The sequence below is a fragment of the Dyadobacter arcticus genome (assembly GCF_011762185.1).
In the GTDB taxonomy this organism is placed as follows: domain Bacteria; phylum Bacteroidota; class Bacteroidia; order Cytophagales; family Spirosomataceae; genus Dyadobacter; species Dyadobacter arcticus.
Window position 1 is genome coordinate 165,847 of record NZ_JAASQJ010000002.1, and the last position, 20,661, is coordinate 186,507.

Annotated in this window: 17 protein-coding genes; 13 read left to right on the plus strand and 4 right to left on the minus strand. The window is 44.2% G+C overall.

Annotation, left to right across the window (positions count from 1 at the left end; translation table 11 throughout):
- Positions 1-154: 154 nt before the first annotated feature.
- The 6 genes from FHS68_RS08300 to FHS68_RS08325 all read left to right on the plus strand — a co-directional run bounded on the left by FHS68_RS08300 (position 155) and on the right by FHS68_RS08325 (position 9,030).
- Entirely contained in the window at positions 155-433 is a 279-nt protein-coding gene (locus FHS68_RS08300) for a hypothetical protein (protein ID WP_167269059.1), read from the plus strand.
- A gap of 103 nt (positions 434-536) precedes the next feature.
- Complete coding sequence (locus tag FHS68_RS08305; RefSeq protein WP_167269060.1) at positions 537-1,424, plus strand: response regulator; 888 nt, start codon at positions 537-539, stop codon at positions 1,422-1,424.
- A 72-nt stretch (positions 1,425-1,496) separates the two neighbouring features.
- On the plus strand, positions 1,497-5,666 hold the full coding sequence (locus tag FHS68_RS08310) for a CheR family methyltransferase (RefSeq protein ID WP_167269062.1): 4,170 nt from the start codon (positions 1,497-1,499) through the stop codon (positions 5,664-5,666).
- Between the two features lie 354 nt (positions 5,667-6,020).
- Complete coding sequence (locus FHS68_RS08315) at positions 6,021-6,410, plus strand: response regulator (RefSeq protein ID WP_167269064.1); 390 nt, start codon at positions 6,021-6,023, stop codon at positions 6,408-6,410.
- Positions 6,411-7,334: 924 nt separating this feature from the next.
- Positions 7,335-8,438: an alcohol dehydrogenase AdhP gene (gene adhP, locus FHS68_RS08320; protein ID WP_229211822.1), complete on the plus strand. Its 1,104-nt coding sequence runs from the start codon at positions 7,335-7,337 to the stop codon at positions 8,436-8,438.
- 10 nt (positions 8,439-8,448) lie between these two features.
- On the plus strand, positions 8,449-9,030 hold the full coding sequence (locus tag FHS68_RS08325) for an HdeD family acid-resistance protein (RefSeq protein ID WP_167269067.1): 582 nt from the start codon (positions 8,449-8,451) through the stop codon (positions 9,028-9,030).
- A gap of 369 nt (positions 9,031-9,399) precedes the next feature.
- Here the strand turns inward: FHS68_RS08325 and FHS68_RS26535 are convergent, their stop codons facing one another.
- The gene (locus FHS68_RS26535) at positions 9,400-9,642 is read right to left on the minus strand and encodes a cation:proton antiporter domain-containing protein (RefSeq protein WP_167269069.1); all 243 of its coding nucleotides are present in this window, start codon (positions 9,640-9,642) and stop codon (positions 9,400-9,402) included.
- 20 nt (positions 9,643-9,662) lie between these two features.
- Complete coding sequence (locus FHS68_RS26540) at positions 9,663-9,926, minus strand: cation:proton antiporter domain-containing protein (RefSeq protein ID WP_167269070.1); 264 nt, start codon at positions 9,924-9,926, stop codon at positions 9,663-9,665.
- Between the two features lie 531 nt (positions 9,927-10,457).
- On the opposite strand from FHS68_RS26540, the gene FHS68_RS08340 reads away from it, so the two are divergent.
- From FHS68_RS08340 to FHS68_RS08370, 6 genes are all read left to right on the plus strand, one after another.
- The gene (locus FHS68_RS08340) at positions 10,458-11,042 is read left to right on the plus strand and encodes a sigma-70 family RNA polymerase sigma factor (RefSeq protein ID WP_167269072.1); all 585 of its coding nucleotides are present in this window, start codon (positions 10,458-10,460) and stop codon (positions 11,040-11,042) included.
- Between the two features lie 449 nt (positions 11,043-11,491).
- Entirely contained in the window at positions 11,492-11,995 is a 504-nt protein-coding gene (locus FHS68_RS08350; RefSeq protein WP_167269075.1) for a YkgB family protein, read from the plus strand.
- Positions 11,996-12,156: 161 nt separating this feature from the next.
- Positions 12,157-13,518, plus strand: coding sequence for a lactonase family protein (locus FHS68_RS08355; RefSeq protein ID WP_167269077.1), 1,362 nt, complete (start codon positions 12,157-12,159; stop codon positions 13,516-13,518).
- 199 nt (positions 13,519-13,717) lie between these two features.
- Positions 13,718-14,452, plus strand: coding sequence for a flavodoxin family protein (locus tag FHS68_RS08360; protein ID WP_167269079.1), 735 nt, complete (start codon positions 13,718-13,720; stop codon positions 14,450-14,452).
- A 320-nt stretch (positions 14,453-14,772) separates the two neighbouring features.
- Positions 14,773-15,234 (plus strand): GbsR/MarR family transcriptional regulator, encoded by a 462-nt coding sequence (locus tag FHS68_RS08365; protein WP_167269081.1) that lies wholly within the window; start codon positions 14,773-14,775, stop codon positions 15,232-15,234.
- 74 nt (positions 15,235-15,308) lie between these two features.
- A complete protein-coding gene (locus FHS68_RS08370; RefSeq protein ID WP_167269083.1) occupies positions 15,309-16,544 on the plus strand; it encodes a glycosyltransferase in 1,236 nt (411 codons plus the stop codon).
- A 459-nt stretch (positions 16,545-17,003) separates the two neighbouring features.
- Here the strand turns inward: FHS68_RS08370 and FHS68_RS08375 are convergent, their stop codons facing one another.
- Both FHS68_RS08375 and FHS68_RS08380 read right to left on the minus strand, forming a co-directional pair.
- Positions 17,004-17,864, minus strand: a complete 861-nt coding sequence (locus FHS68_RS08375) for a helix-turn-helix domain-containing protein (protein WP_167269085.1) — start codon at positions 17,862-17,864, stop codon at positions 17,004-17,006.
- Between the two features lie 76 nt (positions 17,865-17,940).
- Positions 17,941-19,239, minus strand: a complete 1,299-nt coding sequence (locus FHS68_RS08380) for a spondin domain-containing protein (RefSeq protein ID WP_167269087.1) — start codon at positions 19,237-19,239, stop codon at positions 17,941-17,943.
- A gap of 636 nt (positions 19,240-19,875) precedes the next feature.
- Between FHS68_RS08380 and FHS68_RS08385 the strand changes: the two genes are divergently transcribed.
- Entirely contained in the window at positions 19,876-20,655 is a 780-nt protein-coding gene (locus tag FHS68_RS08385) for a DUF1223 domain-containing protein (protein ID WP_167269089.1), read from the plus strand.
- The last annotated feature ends 6 nt before the right edge of the window (positions 20,656-20,661 follow it).

Genomic DNA, 20,661 nt, shown 5'->3' on the forward strand with positions numbered 1-20,661 from the left:
AAAAGCGTTCCTGAATCAAGCTGGTAAGTACATTGATTATGAAGGGTGTATACGGATACTGATTTAAATCACCTTGATTTATTACTGATCTATGCGATGTTGATCCCGGTTTATTGTTCCTATATTAGTGCATTATTTGACCTAAATCGGAGTCATGGACAAAAAATATGTTCTTCAGGCCTTTGATAACAATTTGAAAGGCCGGTTTGATGTCTTGTTGAAATATTATGGGGATACCCTCTTTCAACTACCTGCCATTGTTGTCGTAGAGCAGGTCAAAGACGAGCTTGGGATTATTATTTCAGAGCAGTCCATTTATACCCTAAAAAAAAGGCAAAAGAAAAAAATGCTGGGGATAACCGCACCGCTGGCCCCGATCGGGCCTGTAAGCATGCCGACGGAATTTTTAGATACGCTGCAAGCTTCCGGATAGTCTGGTAAACGCACTTATAACCCGAAATTATACTTAGGATCTTTACTCTGACAATAGCTGCTGCTGATGTGATTGAAAAGAAGTTACACAACCTATCAACATTATGCAGGCCAATAAAACCGTATACATTGTAGATGATGACACCGACGACCGGATGCTGATCCGAGAGGCGCTGGAAAACGAAATCAAAGACATAGAAATAATAGAGATCCATGATGGGCAGTTGCTGCTTGAAGCCTTGCCCCAAGACCAGGCGGATCAACCCGCGCTGATTTTGATGGACATGAATATGCCAAGGGTAAGCGGGCTGGAAGCTCTGGAACAGATTAAATCCAATCCCTTCTACCGGCACATACCTGTCATGATGGTTTCGACCACTTCCAACCAGGATCTGATCAAGCACTGCTATAACCAGGGGGCAAACGCCTTCATCATAAAGCCGGTCAACTATTCCGGGTATCTTCAAATAGCCCAGGCCGTCAATGTCTGCTTCTTAAACAACTACCGTGGTATTGATGAGCAGGTAATTTCTAAAAATTTTCGCAACAAAAGCATTCTCGTAGTAGAAGATAACAACGACCATTGGGAGATGATAGAGATGGCCCTTAAAAGGGCTTTACCAGATATCGCATTGATCCATAAAAGCGATCAAAGTAGTACCCTTGATTTTCTGGCAAACGAATATGCGTCTGTAAAGCCTCCCATTGAAATGATACTTCTAGACCTGTACTTACCTGCACGGCACGACGGCCTGGGCCTTTTGGCCGATATCCGAAATTTCATGACCACGCAAAACCTGCCAGCCGTGCCCGTGATTGTCCTGAGCTATTCAAACCACCCCAAAGACAGAACGGCCAGTTACGCAGGGCAGGCCAGCGCTTACCTGCTCAAATCAGCTGACCCTGCCAAGTCATTTTCCAAGTTAAGGGACGTCTGCAGCTTCTGGTGGGATACCATCGCTTTGCCACAACCACTACACAAAGGCCTGTAAAACCTGGAATTAGTATTTATCCATTTAATCTGGCTTACATAAACAGACTTTGTCAAAATTACAGCTATACGAATGGAGCAGGAAGGCAATACCGCTTACAAAGACCTACGGCCAGGTAACCGCCCCGTCCCGATTGTCGCAATAGGTGGTTCCGCTGGCGGCCAGCAGGCCGTAATAGAGCTGTTGCGGCATTTGCCAGCAGATACAGGGCTTGCCTATGTCTATATTCAACACCTCTCACCTGACCATGACAGCCAGCTTGATGTGATCCTGGCGGCGGCTACGGCCATGCCCGTATGCGAGGCTACTCATTTAATGCAAATAGAGCCCGACCATGTTTACATCATCCCGCCCAACAAGGGCATGGAAGTAATAGATGGCGCACTGGCGCTGATGCCAAGAAAACCAAAGCCATCCATCCATTTGTCTGTTGACCAGTTCTTTATTTCGCTTGCAAACAGGCAAAAGGACGGGGCAATCGGGATTGTATTGTCCGGTATGGCCTCTGACGGCTCCCAGGGGCTAAAAGCTATCAAAGTGGCGGGGGGAGTGACTTTTGCCCAGGATGGAACTGCCGCGCATCAGGGAATGCCGCAGTCTGCCATCCGTGAAGGTGTGGTGGATATGGTGCTTTCCCCTGCTGAAATAGCAGCGGAACTGGTCCTTTTGAGCAAAAAAGCAGCTATTTTCCAACTTACCAGTGAAACGGCGGAAGGTAGCGGACCCGACGGCTCAGACCAGGACCTGGATAAAGTCCTATCCTTTGTCAAATCGGCAGTAGGTAGTGATTTTGCGAATTATAAAAAAACCACGATCCGACGAAGGATCATCCGCCGGATGCTGCTCTATAAGCTGGAGACGCTTGGGGATTATTTAAGTTATCTTCAGCAGGACCCTTCCGAGGCTGGGAAACTATACAGCGACCTTTTAATTAACGTAACCAGTTTTTTCAGGGACCAGCAGACCATGGACCACCTTAAAAAACATGTGCTCCCTCAGATCATAAAAAGCAGGGCAGATCAAGATCCGTTAAGGGTCTGGGTCGCGGGGTGCTCAACCGGCCAAGAAGCCTACTCGATGGCGATCATGCTGGTGGAAATCCTGGGTGAACGTGCTGTCAGTATACCAGTACAGATATTTGCTACCGACCTGAGCGAAACAGCGATCACCAAAGCGCGGCTGGGCATTTATACCCAAAGCGAGGTTGATGACATCACAGAAGCCCGTCTGGGGCGGTTTTTTACCCATACCGACGGGCATTACCGTGTCAACAAGCTTGTTCGCGACCTTTGTGTTTTTGCACCCCACAATCTTCTGAGTGACCCGCCCTTTTCCAGAATGGATTTGATCAGTTGCCGTAATCTGTTAATCTATCTGGATGATCTGCTCCAAAAAAACGTTTTTTCAACATTTCATTATGCGCTAAAACCCGATGGATTTTTACTTTTGGGTAAATCTGAATCTGCCGGCAGCTCTCCGGCCCACTTTACACAAATTGAGAAATCCCATAAAATATTTGCCCGTAAAAACAATACGCAGGTTAAAATTCCACTTGATATGACATTCAGGAAAAACCCTGTTTCAACAGACGTAAAAATCACACCCGTTAAAACAACAGACGTTACCCCTTTAAGTGAGCTTGATAAGATCGTAGAGAAACTGCTTCTTGCCCAATACGTGCCTGCAAGCGTAGTGGTCGATCAGGATTTGGAGATTATCCAGTTCCGCGGTGCGACCGGGGCTTTTCTGCAACATACCCCAGGCAAAGCCAGTTTGAACCTGACAAAAATGGCGCCCCCCTCGGTAGTCTTTGAATTACGTAACATTCTTCATAAGGCGCGCCAATCCGGTAAGCCAACAAAAAAGAGCGGATTGGTCATCAAATCCGGTAAGAATTCTTTCTATGCTGACATCGAAGCCGTACCCATTACAAACACATCCAACCAGCAGCTTTTCCTGGTGCTTTTCCAGGAGTCCACGCAAAATAAGGCCGGTAAAAAAACATCTGGCGATGCGGCTGTTTTAAATCAGCAACTGGAAGATGAGCTCACTGCACTCCGCCAGGACATGCACTCGATTATCGAGGGCCAGCAGTCCAGCAATGAGGAACTGCAATCTGCCAACGAGGAAATTGTAAGCAGTAATGAGGAGCTGCAAAGTATCAATGAGGAGCTCGAAACCAGCAAAGAAGAAATAGAGGCTTCCAACGAGGAACTTCAGACGATCAACCAGGAACTGCACCGCCGCAACGAGCAACTGACCGAATCATACCAGTATTCAGAGGCTATCCTTTCCACCATCAAAGAAGCCACCCTGGTGCTCGACGAGCATCTTAAGGTCAAACTTGCCAACAAAGCGTTCTATGAAATTTTTCAAACAAGCCCTGAAAGGACCGAGGGGAGTTCGATCAGCGAATTTGGCAGCGGACAACTGGATTTTACCGGTTTTCGTGATTTACTAAATAATGTGCTTTCCAGAAATGAAACGATTGATGGTTTTGAGGTCAATATCAAATTTTCAGATGGCGGTGATCGAACAATCCTGGTCCATGCTAGAAAAGTTGTCCAGCAAAAACAACTCACAATTTTAGTCGTTTTCGAAGATATTACCGGGCATAGGAAAGCGCAGGAACTGTTAATTGAACGGCAACAATGGTTTGAAGACCTTGTCGATAATGCGCCTGCTTTGATCTGGGTCTGTGGCCCTGATGGAAAAATTAATTTCCTGAACAAGGCATGGACCGAATATACGGGTCAGTCTTTTAACGAAAAAGCCGCCACCCTATATGAAGCGATCCATCCCGAAGACTTGGAAGCCTACCGGGAAACCTTTTTTGAACATGCCCGGGACCAAAAACCATTCAGTTTTGAATACAGGCTCCTGCGTAAAGACGGGGACTACCACTGGGTACTGGAAAACGCCAAACCGATGGTCTCCCAGGATGGTAAGTTTACCGGTTACATTGGAAGCAGTACGGACATACATGAACAAAAAACAATGGCCCAACAGCTCAAAGGCCATGTTGATGAAAGGACCCAGCAGCTCAAAGATTCCAATTCAGCATTGATCCAGACCGCTAATAACTTGCAGGCGGTACTCGACAGCTCTCCGGCTTCCATCGGCTTTTTTAAGGCCGTTTGCGATGACGCTGGTAAATTAGCAGATTTTGCGCTTGTGGTTTGCAACAGCAAATTTAGCGACACCTTTCAAAGTACGGTCAACGAACTGGTGGGCCGTTTGGCCTCCGAGCTGCTGCCAGGGCAGCGTCAGGATTGTATGAAAGATGTACTTGACTTAAATCAGCCCTATTACGAGGAGCTATTTATAGAAGAACAGCAAAAATGGCTTGGCATTGCCCTCACTCGGCACGTACATGGCGTAGCCATTACAGAACTTGACATTACACTCCTTAAAGAGGCTGGCCAACAGCAGGACGAGTTAAACTCCCAGCTCAAAGGATCGTATGAAATGATCCAGTCACTAAATGTGATGAAAGAATATGTGCAGCAACGCGGCTCATTTTTAAGGTCCACATTTCATGATCTCAGGGGCAGCTTTGGTATCATTACGGGTGGGACTACGCTTTTGGACCAGATGGAGACCCAGGAAGACCAGGCCAAAACCCTTGCCGTGATCCAGCGGAACCTTGAACAGGTAACCCAAATGATCAACCAGCTTCTGGATTATTCCCGCCTGGAATCAGGAGAAGAAAAACTGCATATTGCGCCTTTTAATGCTTCCGCTATGCTCTCCCAGCTATGTGAAGGATCTTTGCAGATCGCAAGGGCCAAGGGGCTAGAACTCAACTTTTCTGGTGATGACGATCTGGCAGTTGAAGGCGATCAGGTTAAAGTCGGCCGCATTGCCCAAAACCTGATCTTAAACGCTCTAAGATATACAAGTGAGGGCGGCGTATCAGTTAACTGGCAGGCGCTGCCCCCTTCTGGTGAGCTTCCGGTATTGGCTTGGGAATTTTCAGTATCAGACACGGGTCGTGGGATTCCGCAAAAACTGCTTTCCAACCTGACAGATTATGATTACGGTCAAGTTTATGAACCTGAAAGTCATGATTTGCTTTCACAAATGCAGGATCTGGAAGGTGGTCAGGGCGAAGGCATCGGCCTTTTTATAGTCAAACGCCTTTGTGAACTATTGGGTGCAAAAATGCATGTGGAGAGCCTTCCTGATACTGGTACAGCATTCCGGATCATAATACCGCAAACCTATCCGCAGCGCTTATAGTATTTTGTTGATTTGGCTTGCGGGAATTTATAAACAGGGAATTGTATATTGTCGATGACAATGCCGACCACCAATTTTGATCTTTAAGCTATTAAAAGAATTTGATCTGCCGTATTCAATATAGTCCATATGCAACTTCTGTATAAAAGAAGGCCAGGATGCTAAAACCAGGCACCAATCTTTGTAGCATATTTAGTAAAATTCATTATAACAAACGCCTGGGCCGCTTTTCAGCTGGTGAGTAACAACGCGTGACTTTTGTATCTCTGAAAAAACCAAACTGCTCCTGCTGGCATAAATTTTAAGTTAGTTTCCAGACAAAGATATTTGCCACAAGTATATAATTTTTAGCACATGGGAAATAGCAAATTAGCTGTGATGATTGACGATGATACGGATGATCACGAAATTTTAAGCATGGCACTTCAAGAGCTTGACCCAAATTTAAGCTGCCTATTCTTCTCTGACTGCGAGTCGGCTGTAGCCCATTTCAAAAATGGGTCAGCAACGCCCCCGGGATATGTATTTCTGGATTTACACTTGCCCAGAGTAGATAGTGACCAATGTTTACTGCACTTGCAACAACTAAAAGCGTTTGATAACCCTTCTATTATTATTTACTCCGGTTCCATTCCTGAGCAGTGGCACACCAGGCTTGATCAGCTCGGAGTGGACAAATACATTAAGAAGACGGGATCGATACCTGAATTGATAGATAGTATCCAGTCCGTAATAAAGTCGTAATTTGCTCTTACAGCATTTGCCACTTTCTCAATTTTTGACTTTGCTCAAAAGGTGAGCTTTTCGTTATGTGTGAGAAGCAAATATGTTTTAAATACCTTCAGGGTATCTCAAGTCAGTATTTCTGATACTTTGTAAATTCTGGCTCACCTGTGGTGGTAAAGACATGAATCATATTTGATCGAACCCGGCTGAGCTGGTTATTATCTCTAAGTAGCTTTGTTATCCAGCAGAATCAAGAAACTAACATGTAGCGAGAGCATTTCATGTTACAATTAAAGGTAGGGTCAACTAGTATAAAGTGAACCAAAAGACCAGCATGTAATCATTAAATGGCAAAAAATGAGAAATGGCAGGCAATCGTCAATTTAAAGAAAAACGACCGTTTAAATCTTCTCCTGGTTCCTATAAACAAAGGTTATCATTGGCCTAATTTGGCACTTCTCGACTTCGATGCCACCATTTTTTACGCATCATCGTTTCATAGGCACTGGATTTCGGATCGGTGTTTGCACTATTTTTATATCTTTCTTTTTGCAATTGACTGTACTTCGTCACCACTGATATTTCCGCTAACGACAAATAAAACGAAAGAAATAAAAGAAATTTGAAGCTACTGTATCCATTATAATCATCATTCTCCGTAGTTAATTATAAGATTTATTCGTTGGCACGCCCACCGAGCGGTGTACTTTTTGACACAAGTAAGAGACACTCTTTTGCAAACGATGTTGTACAACATAGATTCTTAAATTCTGTGTTTTAGCATTATGTTATTCTGGTTTCATTCCGCTTTTAGTGAATCAGGCTCTACAGGCTTTCCTGCCGGTAAAATGATTTAAATGCTTGATTATCTGTAATTCATCACCATTGCTGATTTAAATAGCCTCACCTTTGAGGTTCATGCTAAATGATCAACATTCATCAATGAGCACAACAGCCTCTTTGATGATGCATCACTTGCACAAATATCCAGCTATGTTACCAAAGCACATGAAGGCAGCCGTGGTCCACGCATTTGGCCAACCGCTTCAAATCGAAGAGATGCCTGTTAAAGAACCTGGCAGAAATCAAATTCTTGTAAAAGTCATTGCCAGCGGCGTTTGCCATACTGATCTGCATGCGACGGAAGGTGATTGGCCGGTAAAACCAAAAATGCCACTCGTTCCAGGTCACGAAGGAATTGGTTATGTAGTTGCCTTGGGGCCGGAGGTTACCAGAGTGAAAGAAGGAGACATTGTAGGCGTTCCCTGGCTGTATAGCGCGTGTGGCGGTTGCGAATTCTGCATTACCGGTTGGGAAACCTTATGTGAAGCCCAACAAAATGGTGGTTATAGCGTCGATGGCAGTTTTGCCGAATATGTGATCGCAGACGCAAGGTATGTCGCCCACTTGCCGGATCATACCAACATGATCGAAATGGCGCCGATCCTCTGTGCGGGCGTAACGGTTTACAAAGGCCTGAAAGAAACCGAAACCAAAGCGGGCGAATGGGTTGCGATTTCAGGCATTGGTGGCTTGGGCCATTTGGCAGTGCAATATGCAAAAGCCATGGGCATGCATGTGGCCGCAATAGACGTCAATAAGGACAAGCTGGATCTGGCAAAAAGCCTTGGAGCAGACCTGACTGTGAATGCGCTCGAAGAAGACCCGGGCGAATTCCTTAAAAAAGAGACAGGCGGCATGCACGGTGTACTGGTAACTGCTGTCTCACCGATTGCATTCAAACAGGGGATTTCAGCGCTGCGGCGAAAAGGGACCATTGCATTGAACGGACTGCCCGCCGGAAGTTTTGACCTGCCTATTTTTGAAACTGTATTGAACCGCTATACTGTGAGAGGGTCCATTGTCGGGACAAGAAAAGACCTTGCTGAATCCATCGAGTTTGCGTTGGAAGGAAAAGTAAAAGCAACAGTCCATACGGCCAGACTGGAAGATATCAATGTTGTTTTTGATCAAATGAGAGCGGGAACAATCCAAGGTAGGGTTGTGATGGAAATAGGAACCCACAGCAATGGAATACCAGGATAAACTTACAGGAATGACAAGCATTATCAAGCAAGCTCAACACCCCATTCACTACTGGTGGATTTTTATGCTCACGGGAGTCGCGTTAATCGGTTCCGGGGTATATGTGGCACGGAATCCGTCTATAACCTACGATGAACTGAGCATATTTTTTTCTGCCATGCTAATGATCAGCGGCGGTTGTGAGCTTGCCTTTTGCATAGAAAACCGCAAGTTTTTCAAAGGTTGGGGCTGGTTTCTGGCCGGGGCAATTTTGGATTTGATCTTTGGAATTATCTTCATTACAAACCCCATTCTGGCCGCCATATCTCTTCCCTTATTTGCAGGGGTCTGGCTTTTGATACGCAGCGTTCTGCTGATTGCCCGTTCTTTCCAAGCCAAAAAGAAAAGTCTAAGTGATTGGCCTTGGCTATTGCTTTGGGCAATAACGGGCAGTTTCTTTTCTGTGATCAATATTTATAATCCCTTGTTCAGTGAGGACAGATTGGTTATCTGGACAGCATTTGCTTTATTGGCAGTTGGTGCATTTTACGTCCATTTTAGTATGCTTATCAAAAATGCTCAATGGTGGATCAATGATAAGATATACAACTGAACAACGGTAGAAATAATATGTGATCAAAATTCAGCACGAAGCCGCATAAATGCTTCGCTCGTTTGTTTGATGATGATAATGTTTGCGCGGCAGCAACGAAATACTTGTTTTCATCGGTTACTTCACCGCCTGGGTAGACCATACCGGCAAACTTAATTTTAGAAAGGACATCTATGGCCATGACCAGAAAATGGCCGAAAGGTTATTCGCCTCCTCATTAGAATAGACAATCCGCGTCCAATAAGACCTTAACGGGGGCATAACAACAAGCACTTTGAATGCTGATAGTGCTGCGGCATAAAATGACAGGAAGCAACATAATGCTACGGCAGCACAGGCAGATGAAAAGATCTAGTAACAAGATTGTCTTTATTTGGTCTCACGTGCTAATCTTTTGATTAATGAACCAATAGTAAGCCCTTGCACGACAATTGAGAAAAGCACAATCACAAAAGTTACTGAGACAATAATGTTCTTATACGGACTGGCCGGCAGCGACAGAGCAAGTGCAATGGTGATGCCGCCACGCAGACCACCCCACGCGATTATTTTCAAAGTTCCGGGCCCGAGTTGTTTGATAAACCCGAATGTGGTAGCAGTAGAATAAAGCACCGCGAATCGGACAATAACAATTAAATGGCCGTGAGCAAGCCGATGATGACATAGTTTACTTCGAAGGTAACGATAACAATCTCCAACCCGATGAGCAGGAACAGGATCGCATTGAGAATTTCGTCGGTAACTTCCCAGAATTTGCTCAGATAATCCCTGGTAATATCGCTCATTGCCCGTGCCCTCCCTCTGTTTCCAGTCATGATCCCAGCTACAACCATTGCAAGAGGTCCAGAATTACCTTCGCTTGTTTCCGGGAGCTCCACGAAATGTGACGCTGACACTTACCTTCCGGTTTTAGGCTTCCGATCCTCCGTCAACGGCTTTCTTTGCCATCAGCTTTGGTATATCGGATTCTAAGGCACTATTTCCTTATTTTTGATCTCGCTCATAGGTTTCGAAAAAAATTGAAAACATATAAATACACCAACCCAAATTTGCTACGCCAAACTCGTGGCGCTTTTGGCGCTGGGCCGGCACTCCGGTCAGCCGCTGCTGCACTTTCTTTTAATTTAACCCATTAGTGAATATGCCAGCAGATAATCGGCACAAAATAAAAGATGCGGACGCCGCGCGGGAATATTTCAACACCTGATAAAACGAATGCTTTCGAGACCGCCATGCACGTACAAATTAATTATCAGCTGATAACCTAAATTCAATTTCTGATTTATTATTGTAAGGTTTGGTCCAGTTTGCGACTAATCGAATAGAACGCTGCCTTCAAGTGATACCTTGAGTAAAATTAGGTTATCAAAGGCTTAAGCTTAATATGGAACAGCGTCTTAAAACAGGCAAAACAGATAGATTGAGATATGTATAGCCATAAAGCCAGCGGGCTTTCGTCCACACACGCCCTTGATCCGCATAAATGGGTGGCAAGCTATGCCGACTACCTTTATAACTATGCCCTTAAACGTATCAAAAATCAAGATTTAGCCAGGGATTTGGTTCAGGAAACATTGTTGGCTGCCCTTGAACGAATGGATAAGTTTGAGGCCAGATGTTCCGAAATAACCTGGCTTACAGCAATTCTGAAACACAAGATTAGCGACATACATAGGAAAAAATCGTCTGCGCGGCCCGAAATGCTTGACATTTCTGAGCTGAATCCATTCTTTAATGAACAGGATGGTCACTGGATTGTGAAACACAGGCCTGTTGCATTCGAAATAGTCACTGATGAAGCAGAACACGGTATAGAGTTGATGGAAATTCTCCAGAAATGTATGAAGAAGCTGCCCAATCTCTGGTTTTCAGTTTTTACGATGAAGCATATGGATGAGAAGCCAACGGTTACAATCTGCGATGAACTCTCCATAACGCCAGCTAACTTTTGGGTGATTATTCATAGGGCCAAATTGAATCTGAGGGCTTGTCTTCAAAAAAATTTGAACTAGCAAACTAACATGAACTCCTTAAAAAAGATATACTGTAATTGCCGCAAAGCGACTTTTTTGATCGAAAAGAAACAGATTGATTCACTTCGGTTTAATGAGCATCTGGAGTTGTTGCTTCACCTGGCATGCTGTAACCCTTGCCGGACTTATCAAAAGCAGAGCCTTATGATAAATCGTAGTATAAAGAAACTTCTGGATAATAAGTTGAATGATGATACTGGCCTGGATCAGCAATTCAAGGAAGCGCTGCAGGAGAAAATTATTAAGCAGTTAGACGAGAAATAATCTAAAATTAATGAATTGATTATTAGGTAGTTGCAATCAGTATCACACCTAAAAACCCAGGCTTGAAGAAAGCAGATATTTATAGAAACCAAAAATAGTTGTAAGGTTTTGTCTAATCAGCGACTAAGAGATTAAAGGGCTTAGCACTTAATCTTTTGGAACGCATGAAAAACACAACTTTACCTGTTGATTTTCCCAATGACGCCAGGCTGGAAAACATAGGAACGCAACTAATCCGATATGGTCTGGCGATCGTGTTCATCTGGATAGGCATCCTGAAATTTACCACCTACGAAGCCGCAGGGATTAAGCCCCTGGTTGAGCATAGTCCACTGCTATCATGGACTTACAACTTTTTAAGCGTTACCTCTTTTTCAGGGCTACTTGGCTTTATTGAAATTGTCATCGGAATCCTGATCGTTTGCAGACCTTTCTCTCCAAAGGCGTCCGCGCTTGGCAGCATCGCAGCTGTCCTAACCTTTGTTATCACGCTGACTTTCATGATTTCTACTCCCGGCGTAATACAGGAAGGATATGGGTTTCCGTTCCTGTCTGCTCTTCCCGGTCAATTCTTGGCCAAGGATGTCGTCTTGCTTGGCGCATCGGTTTGGTCGGCCGGCGAAGCATTAGCCGCTTCGAGGGGTTTGATCCTGAGGACAAATACCTAGTTAACCTTGGGTTTACAGCTGAAATATCAGACTGATCATTTCATCTGTATGATGAATATCAGTACCTGATGACCTGTCATCAGTAATTAAATTTTGCCCGATTATTTTCAACAAGTCCGCATTTCAATTCATACAATCATAAACCAATTCAAATTCACAAAATGGGATATCAATCAAAATTGCTCAAAGCCTTAGTCGCATGTAGTATTTTACTTTTTCAGGGCTGTATAAAAGACCACAACCCGGATCCATCTATTCAAGTTGTCGGCTATCTCTATACGACCACAAATGGGGAAGATATAAATCAGGTCGTAAAATTTTCCCGTCACGCAGACGGTTCGTTGTCAGATGAAACTGCATATCCGACCAATAGTAAGGGTGGAGCTGATGTGAAAGCCGGAGGTGATGCTCACGGCGATTTTGACGCCCAGGGGGCCGTTCAGATCATTGGCGATTATTTACTCAACACCAACGCAGGCGGCAATCAGATTTCGGTCTATTCGCTAAATAAATCCAATGGAGATATCGCCTTTAAAAGCAACACCATTTCGGGAGGAACCAGGCCGGTAAGTATAGCCTATACCAAAAAATCAGGGATAGACGACGAGTATTGGGTGGTTGTTGGAAATCAATGGAACAACCCCAATGTACAAAAAGATGGAGCCGCAATTGAACGTTATCCGGACAATGCATTTCATGCGCAGGATCTGACACAGCCCGATGCGACTGATAATGAGCGAAACATTCAGCTTTTTACTTTCAATGCTAAAACCGGAGCTCTAAGCCCTGAGAAGCAACTAGATAAGTACGTTCGCGAAAATGGAGGTCCCACAACGGTAAGTTTTAGCCCGGATGGAAAAAAACTGGCCGTAGCGACATGGGGCATAGCCCATTTTGCTACCAAATTAACTTCGCTCGACGAACAACATCCAAGCCGGGTTTATGTGTATGATTTTACCAATGGATCAGTCAGTAATCGCCGTTATTTTGAAGAAGCGGGTATTTCAGGGACCATTGGTTTTAACTGGGCTATTTTGGGCAATTCAAGACTATTCGTTTCGAACTTCAACCTGATTCCTGCTAAATTAGACAATAGTGTAACGGTTCTGGACGATAACGGCTCCACAGTAGCAAAGGCCTCCAACTACGGGGTTTCATCACCATCAGCGATTGACGAAGCTTGCTGGACCGTATTGAACTCAACGGGTGATAAATTATTCGTCGCCAGTTTTCAAACCAATCTTGTTTCAACATTCAATGTAGGCTCATCCGGGTTAATGCTAACAAAAACAGAGGCCAGAAGTGGTATTGCTCCCAATGGTGATTCCAAAGAATTGTGGATTTCTCCGGATAATAAGTATGTCTACAATCTTGGCGCTTTCCAATCATTCTCAATTAATCTTTTCGAGAATTCAGGATCGGGTGCCGCCTATAAATCACAAACTTTTTTGAAAACAACGTCTGCGGGAGCAGGTATTGCTGGAAAGTATAATTTCTTAGGTTTGGCAGGATTCGACCTATAAAGCCTTGCAAGTATAACCGGGAAGATATTCAATTTTTGATTTTGACCAGAAGTAGAAGCTGTAATTTAGTTTTCTTCTGGTCAATTTTTTTGCATTAAAAGTAAAAGGGTTTGCCCAAAGGTAGGATGACCAATCTGCCACGGAAGGGGTGCTCTGTGGCACCGTATTTTCTACTTCAAAACACTAACCTAATTACAAAATGAAGAAAAACGATTTTTCTGACCTAAAAGCGGTATACGTTAACTGCACTCTTACGAAATCGCCGGACACCAGCCACACGGGGAGCCTGATGGAGGTGTCGATGCGCATAATGACGAAAGAAAACGTAAGCGTAGATCAGATTCGGCTGGTCGACCACGAGGTGGCCAGTGGGGTGTATCCAGACATGACCCAGTACGGGTGGGAAAAAGACGAGTGGCCCACCCTGTTTGCCCGAATTATGGATGCCGATATTCTGGTCGTTGGAACGCCCATCTGGCTGGGTGAAAAATCGTCCGTTGCTCAAAAGCTGATCGAGCGGCTGTATGCCATGAGTGGACAAGTGAACGAGAAGGGTCAATACCTGTTTTATGGCAAAGCGGGCGGCTGCCTGGTGACAGGAAATGAAGATGGCATCAAGCATTGTGCCATGGGTATTCTGTATTCGCTCCAGCACGTAGGCTACTCAATCCCGCCCCAGGCAGATTGCGGCTGGATCGGCGCAGTAGGCCCGGGACCCAGCTACGGGGATACTGAGTGGAAGGGAGACAAGTTGTCTACCCCGATAGGTTTTGACTCTGAGTTCACCAACCGGAACACCACCTTCATGACCTACAACCTGATGCACCTGGCCAAAATGCTCAAAGAGCAGGGCGGGTATCCGTCCTACGGCAATTCCCGGGAAGCGTGGGATGACGGAGCGAGATGGCACTTTGACAATCCGGAATACCGCTAAACCGTGTTCATAGCAATCACTTTAATTTATTCTTTTATCTATCTACATGCCTAACTGAGTAATTCGGCGAAATCAAAAGGATAACGATTGTACAAGTACGATTAAACGTGTAACGAAAGCTTCTAACGGTACTATATTGTCAGTCTAAAGCCTCGTATATGGTAAAAAAAAATTTACCATATTTCATTTTAACCACCGTTTTTTTTGAAGACGATTGGGAATTATTACCAAACCTACCTCATATCCAAAGATAATATTTGGTTCTCTTATTCGAGAACCAATTTAAAATGGTTAGCTTTGGATTCAGGAATTAACATAGGTTGGAAAATCACAGAAGTAAAATAGAAGGTTATGGGGTTGTCATGGAAGGCATGGGATTAAGTCCTGTAGCAGCCCGTGTATTTGTGTATTTGTTATTTAGTCAACAAGATCAGGCTACGTTTGACGATATGGTTAGCTATTTTAAAGTAAGTAAAAGTGCTATTTCGAACGCATTAAAATTCCTGTCAGCACTTAGTATGATTGAGTCAAAAACAGTTGGCGGGCAGCGAAAACGCTATTTCCACATCAATTTTAAGAAAATGCTTGATCAGCAGGAGATGACTTCTAGATTCAAAAACTATTGCCTTATGCTTGATGACATCCGCGCCAGCAGGGGCCTTAAAGACGAGTTTGCCCAAGAATTGAACAATGTTTCTAGCTTGTACAAAATGATGATTATTGAATTTCCGATTATCCTTGAACGATGGAGACAAATTAACATGCACAACAAAGCAGTTTAAATTTACCTAACTAGTTCTTTTTATAAAGAACTAAAAAAACTAATTCACTTTATTTAAATTTAAATTGATCACTCATGAAAATAGCCTTGTTGACCTTAGGAACCCGTGGTGATGTTCAGCCGTATGCCGTATTGGGAGAAGCGCTTCAACGGCGGGGTCACGAGGTGGTGTTATCAACTGCCAGAAATTTTGAATCATTGGCCAGATCGTACAAGCTGGACTTTGAGCCGGTCGATGCTGATTTTCAGGCCCTCCTTGACTCTGAGGAAGGGAAGCAAATGATGAAAAATCCGATTCTTGCACAAAGAAACTTTGGTCGTTGGGTGCATCCCATGATCCAGAGTGCGCTGGACACTTTTTATAAAGTTTCCCTACAGAGTGATAAGATTTTATTCCATGGCAAAACCCTTGCTGGATTCTTTGCGGATCAGTTTCCAAACAAAATGATCCGTGCAAACGTCATTCCTGCTTTTGAGCCGACAGCAGAATTCGTTAATCCTGTTTTGAGCGGTGTTGGCCTACCGTCAATGCTCAATAAATTCAGCTATAAATTGACTGAATTTAGCTACCGGATGATGCACAAACCCGTCCTGAAATTTCGGCAGGAAAACGGGCTGTCTTCGCTAACAGAAGGTTATAAAGAACTTCCATCTATTTATGGTGTAAGCCATCATTTTTTAAAAGAGCCTGGTGACTATCCTGCTAATAGCCATTTCACAGGATTCTGGTACGGTGAATCTCCTGCAACGCTTAGCCCTGACGTAATGAAATTCCTACAAGAAGGTTCTCCGCCCTTGCTAGTGACCTTTGGCAGTATGCCATTGGCAACTAAGCTGAACATGCAGCAAGCAATGATTCAGCTCGCAGAAAAGCTAAACACACGCATAATCATAGTTAAAGGATGGGGGTTTGAAAATACAGGCGATTTAAAAGAATATAAATCCATTAAGATTATCGAGTCGGCCCCATATGAAAAATTACTCCCTCTTGTAAAAGCAGTGATTCACCACGGTGGAATTGGTACGATGGCGGAATGTCTTCGTGCAGGAAAACCATTTTTGACTTGTCCGGTGCTTTACCCCATGGGGGACCAGCATTTTTGGGGGCAATTAGCTTTCCAAAAAGGCTGCGCGCTTAAACCAATACCTTTAAAAAAGATAACACAGGACCAGTTGATTACTGCCGGATATGAACTGCTGACTAAACCAAATCTTTATAATAACAGCCGGCGGATGGCTGATTTGCTGCACACTGAGAATGGAATTGATAATGCTATCGAACTGATTGAAAAGCCAATTCTCTCCACATAACTCCCAGGTTCTATGGAGTGCGTTTAAAGGAAGGTAATATCGACTCGAAGCAATGAATAGTGACGTTGCTAATAGGCAAATGAATAAGCTACCTTGGACAAAATATGTGCTTAGCCTCTGGATAGTTGCGATCTTGGCTGCTATAACAGCAAAATATATAACAAATAGCTTGTCCGAATTGTTGCCATTGTCAATCGGGTTATCTGATTTTCATTAAGAACCTCGACCAAATTAAGAGGCTATCATTGAATAATTTCGCCATTCCAGAATGTAAACAAATCATTGCTTTCCAAATTATGAATTGTTCTAACATTCTCAGTAAGACTCCCTAATCTTCACATCTGGGCATATAACTAGCAATCTTCCTTACATTTTTAAATAATACTCGTTAGAGTATTATGATGGAAATCATCATTGTCTTCTCCATAGTTCTTTTTACAAGTGTTTGGGCAATTTGAATTAATTTTCAGTCGTGAGCAACTGCTGCCCTCTAAATTCTGAAAAATTAATTCCTGCATTTAGCTTGAAAAACCGGCTAAAATGAGCCATACTCGTGAAGCCAAGCTCACAGGCAATTTCTTTTGCCGATTTATTGGTGAAATAGAGATAACGTTTTGCCTCGGAAATGATACGTCTCTGGATTAGCTTGGAGGGCGACGGATAATTACACAAGCCGAAAATGTTGGTAAGTGTTTTGGGCGATTTGTTCATGGCCTGAGCATAAAACTGCACCTCGTGCTGCGAGCGGTAATTGGCTTCAACAAGCAAATTAAACTTTCTGATCACATCCATTTTTTCTTCTGTGAAACAATCGTAATTCTCTGTTTGCCTTTTGGCAATCCGTGTAACTTTGATGATCAGCCGCTTTAAAAGTGTGCGCAGCATCTCGCCCTGCATCTTGTCTTTTATTGACATGTCTTCCACACACATGGTCTGAATAAGGGAAATCCCTTCCATTTCCTGTTTTGACAAAGGAACAAAAAGCGGGTTTTGGATGCCATAAAACAGAAAACCCACACAACCCACTTCGGCGTCATGGTCGGCAATACAGTAAAAACTCCTGTTAAACTGCCAGGCGATCAAAGGCTGTGGATTATCGAATAAGAAGTGCTGGTTTGAAACCAGCGGAAGGATTGAGCCCGAGGGAAAAATATGGGTGATTTTATCAATCACAACCTGCTGGTCTGGTCCCGGGTTTAAGACAATCGTAGACAGCATTTCCTTACTTCCGTTCAAAAGACCCTCCCCTTTAAGCGAGCCTTCACCGACACTTACCCGAAACTGGCCGTACGTCATCCTGTCTTCAAATTGCCATTTCATATTTTCTTCGGTTAAAAAACATAAACCATGCATTTACCATATCAAAGATAAATGCATGGCTGTCGTTTTACGTCATTTACTTGATAGTGACCTTGATAAAGTCAGTGATAGCAGGAAGCGTCGTGTAAGGATTCGGGTTTGGTACTGCTGCAATGGGTTTACTTTCCGCCAGCGGGGTTCCCGCCAGATTAAACTGGGTAATGCCCGCTCCCGGGAATTGGTCTAGCGCCGTTCCGTTGTCGTATAATTTGATACTTGAAGAAATATCCCCTTTCTGGGCCGGATCCACACCGTTATCTATACTGGTAAAAAACCAGTCATTAGAAAACCCGTACATGGTGGCAATCGCCAGACGGTCGCCACTTCCCACAGAAAGCTCCTGGGATACACTGCTGCCTGGAGCGCCGTTGATCATTGGAAGAAGCACCGTGGTGGTAGGTGCTGCCAGGATAAAGACGCTTTTAACGCCCGGTTTTGTTTTCAAAAATGCAGCAAGGTCTGTAGCATTCCCCTGTTGGGCCAGTCTTTTAAGTCCTTCTCCCCTGTCGTTTTCCCCAACCTTGAAAATCGGGTTATCAATTCCATTATAGACGACCACCAGTATTGGCGAAAGTGGCGTAAAAATGCCGGTCTTTGATTTAATGTAAGCACTTAAAGGCATATTATCTCCCATTTCAGCAATCGAAGTCAAACCATTAGCCGTAGGCATACCTTCTGAGAACAATGGTGACGGGCTTAACAAATTACCCCCAACAATATAGGAAACCGACCACACGCCCGGGCTAAAAGGCGTTTCGTTGGCCGTTCCGCCAGATGTGTTTTTAATCGTCAAGGTGAAGTAAGAGTTACCATCATACTTTAATGTTGCCTGCATCAGGGCCGAAGCCGCCAGATAAGAATTACCCTGGGCGTCAGTGCCCTTAACCTCCGTGATATTTTTGGGATCGGCTGCTCCCGGGTGGTTTACAGCTGCACCGGGCATTTGGTTGATCCGTGTACCGTTGTCCCAAAGTTTGATTTGGGAAGAAACATCGCCTTCGATTGGCATTCCTGCGCCGTCATACACCAGGATGCCAGGATTTACAGGCGCGAAAAACAAGTCATTGGACCAGCCATACATGGTAGCAAAAGATAACGCCTCCCCTTTTGCCGCTGAGAATTTAATGTCTACTGATTGTCCTGGAAGGATAACGGGCGGTGTACCTGTTCCCTGAAACGTTCCCGACTCGACCAGCGGGCGGGAGTCCAAAACGTTTTCGATGCTGATCGTCGACTTCTGGTCTATCACCTCAGGGTCATGGTCAGTACATGCACCAAAAATAAAGGGTGATAAAGCCAAAGCTGTACGGTAAAGAATCTGTGCGTGATTTTTCATAATTGTCTTATCGTTTGCAGAAAACAACCTTGTTTCCTTGTAATATTTTATGAAACAAATGTATGCGGTCGGGAAATATGGATAAATGCCTGTATTTCCCGATTACTTGTCTATACCGCCCGGCTATGTGATAATGTGGATTTTTTGTATTGACATAAAAGGAGTTGCATATTATGTCCCGGCCAATAAGAAGCCCACAAAAAATGGCAGATTGGGTGAAAACATCAAATAATCGGGAATTCTAGTCATTTCCAGACAAAAAAATGAAGCCTACCTTTCGCTGTGGCATTTTCCATCTTTTAATCCTAATCATATGAATCAGTTGCAGAGCCCCGGCCACAAGAAGGCATACTTACAGGTACCGCCACTACCGGCAGAAGATATACCCATGCTGCAAAAGCACTCAAGGGACAGATCAATACGAATCCCAAAAGCCAATAGCACAGAGATGATTAAAAAAGTGGGGTACGGACAAATTTCAAGTGCATATACACGGATTTACGAATAACGGTCCGAATCTTCAAGTTGGCTATCTATGGCAATCACATCATTGGAGTCCAAATCTTTGATCATTAAAATCCGTCTACAATTTATTGGTATGATCTTAACGTATTTTAGTTACCAACTTTCTTTCTAATGAAAATACTTTCATTTTCCACAGTTACGCTGATTATCAGCCTGTTTATTGCCGCATCTATTCCAGATAGTCAATTCAAATCAGCAGGTAGGGCTGAGGGCTCTCCCGGCTTTGCGGTTGTAGAACTCTTCACTTCCGAGGGCTGTTCCAGCTGCCCTTCGGCCGACGCTCTAATAGCCCGGATCCAGAAAGAAAATAATGACAAGCCGGTATACATCCTTGCTTTTCACGTCGATTACTGGAACAGGCTGGGCTGGAAAGACGTGTTCAGTGATCCCGCATTTACCAAAAGGCAGCGGCAGTATGCAAGCTGGCTCAAACTGTCGAGTGTGTACACGCCCCAGGCTGTCATCAATGGCAGTACGGAATTTGTAGGCTCTCAGGAAACATCAATGCGCAAGGCAATTACTGAAGGACTTGGTAAAAAAGCAGCGGTCACAATCGGTTTGGAACACGTCAAAGCCAGCGGCAATCAGGTTGCTTTTGATTACCAGATTAATGGAACAATTGCCAATTCGTCGCTTACCGTTGCGCTGGTCCAGAGAAAAGCCGAAAGCAGAATAAGAAGCGGTGAAAATGCAGGACGCACTTTATCCCATGTACAGATCACCCGCGCCATCCAGACCCTTATCCTGAGCGGCAACAGTAGGGGCAAAACGCAAATCGCTATCCCCCGGGACGTGAAGGCAAGCGAATTAGAGCTATTGGTGCTTTTGCAAAATAACCAGGACGGCTCAATAATTGCCGCCAGCAAGGCGGCATTGGAATCGCATACTTAAAACGAG

Coding starts and splice junctions, on each gene's coding strand:
- FHS68_RS08300 (WP_167269059.1), top strand. CDS start 155: ATGGACAAAAAATATGTTCTTCAGGCCTTTGATAACAATTTGAAAGGC.
- FHS68_RS08305 (WP_167269060.1), top strand. CDS start 537: ATGCAGGCCAATAAAACCGTATACATTGTAGATGATGACACCGACGAC.
- FHS68_RS08310 (WP_167269062.1), top strand. CDS start 1,497: ATGGAGCAGGAAGGCAATACCGCTTACAAAGACCTACGGCCAGGTAAC.
- FHS68_RS08315 (WP_167269064.1), top strand. CDS start 6,021: ATGGGAAATAGCAAATTAGCTGTGATGATTGACGATGATACGGATGAT.
- adhP (WP_229211822.1), top strand. CDS start 7,335: ATGAGCACAACAGCCTCTTTGATGATGCATCACTTGCACAAATATCCA.
- FHS68_RS08325 (WP_167269067.1), top strand. CDS start 8,449: ATGACAAGCATTATCAAGCAAGCTCAACACCCCATTCACTACTGGTGG.
- FHS68_RS08340 (WP_167269072.1), top strand. CDS start 10,458: ATGTATAGCCATAAAGCCAGCGGGCTTTCGTCCACACACGCCCTTGAT.
- FHS68_RS08350 (WP_167269075.1), top strand. CDS start 11,492: ATGAAAAACACAACTTTACCTGTTGATTTTCCCAATGACGCCAGGCTG.
- FHS68_RS08355 (WP_167269077.1), top strand. CDS start 12,157: ATGGGATATCAATCAAAATTGCTCAAAGCCTTAGTCGCATGTAGTATT.
- FHS68_RS08360 (WP_167269079.1), top strand. CDS start 13,718: ATGAAGAAAAACGATTTTTCTGACCTAAAAGCGGTATACGTTAACTGC.
- FHS68_RS08370 (WP_167269083.1), top strand. CDS start 15,309: ATGAAAATAGCCTTGTTGACCTTAGGAACCCGTGGTGATGTTCAGCCG.
- FHS68_RS08375 (WP_167269085.1), bottom strand. CDS start 17,864: ATGAAATGGCAATTTGAAGACAGGATGACGTACGGCCAGTTTCGGGTA.
- FHS68_RS08380 (WP_167269087.1), bottom strand. CDS start 19,239: ATGAAAAATCACGCACAGATTCTTTACCGTACAGCTTTGGCTTTATCA.
- FHS68_RS08385 (WP_167269089.1), top strand. CDS start 19,876: ATGAAAATACTTTCATTTTCCACAGTTACGCTGATTATCAGCCTGTTT.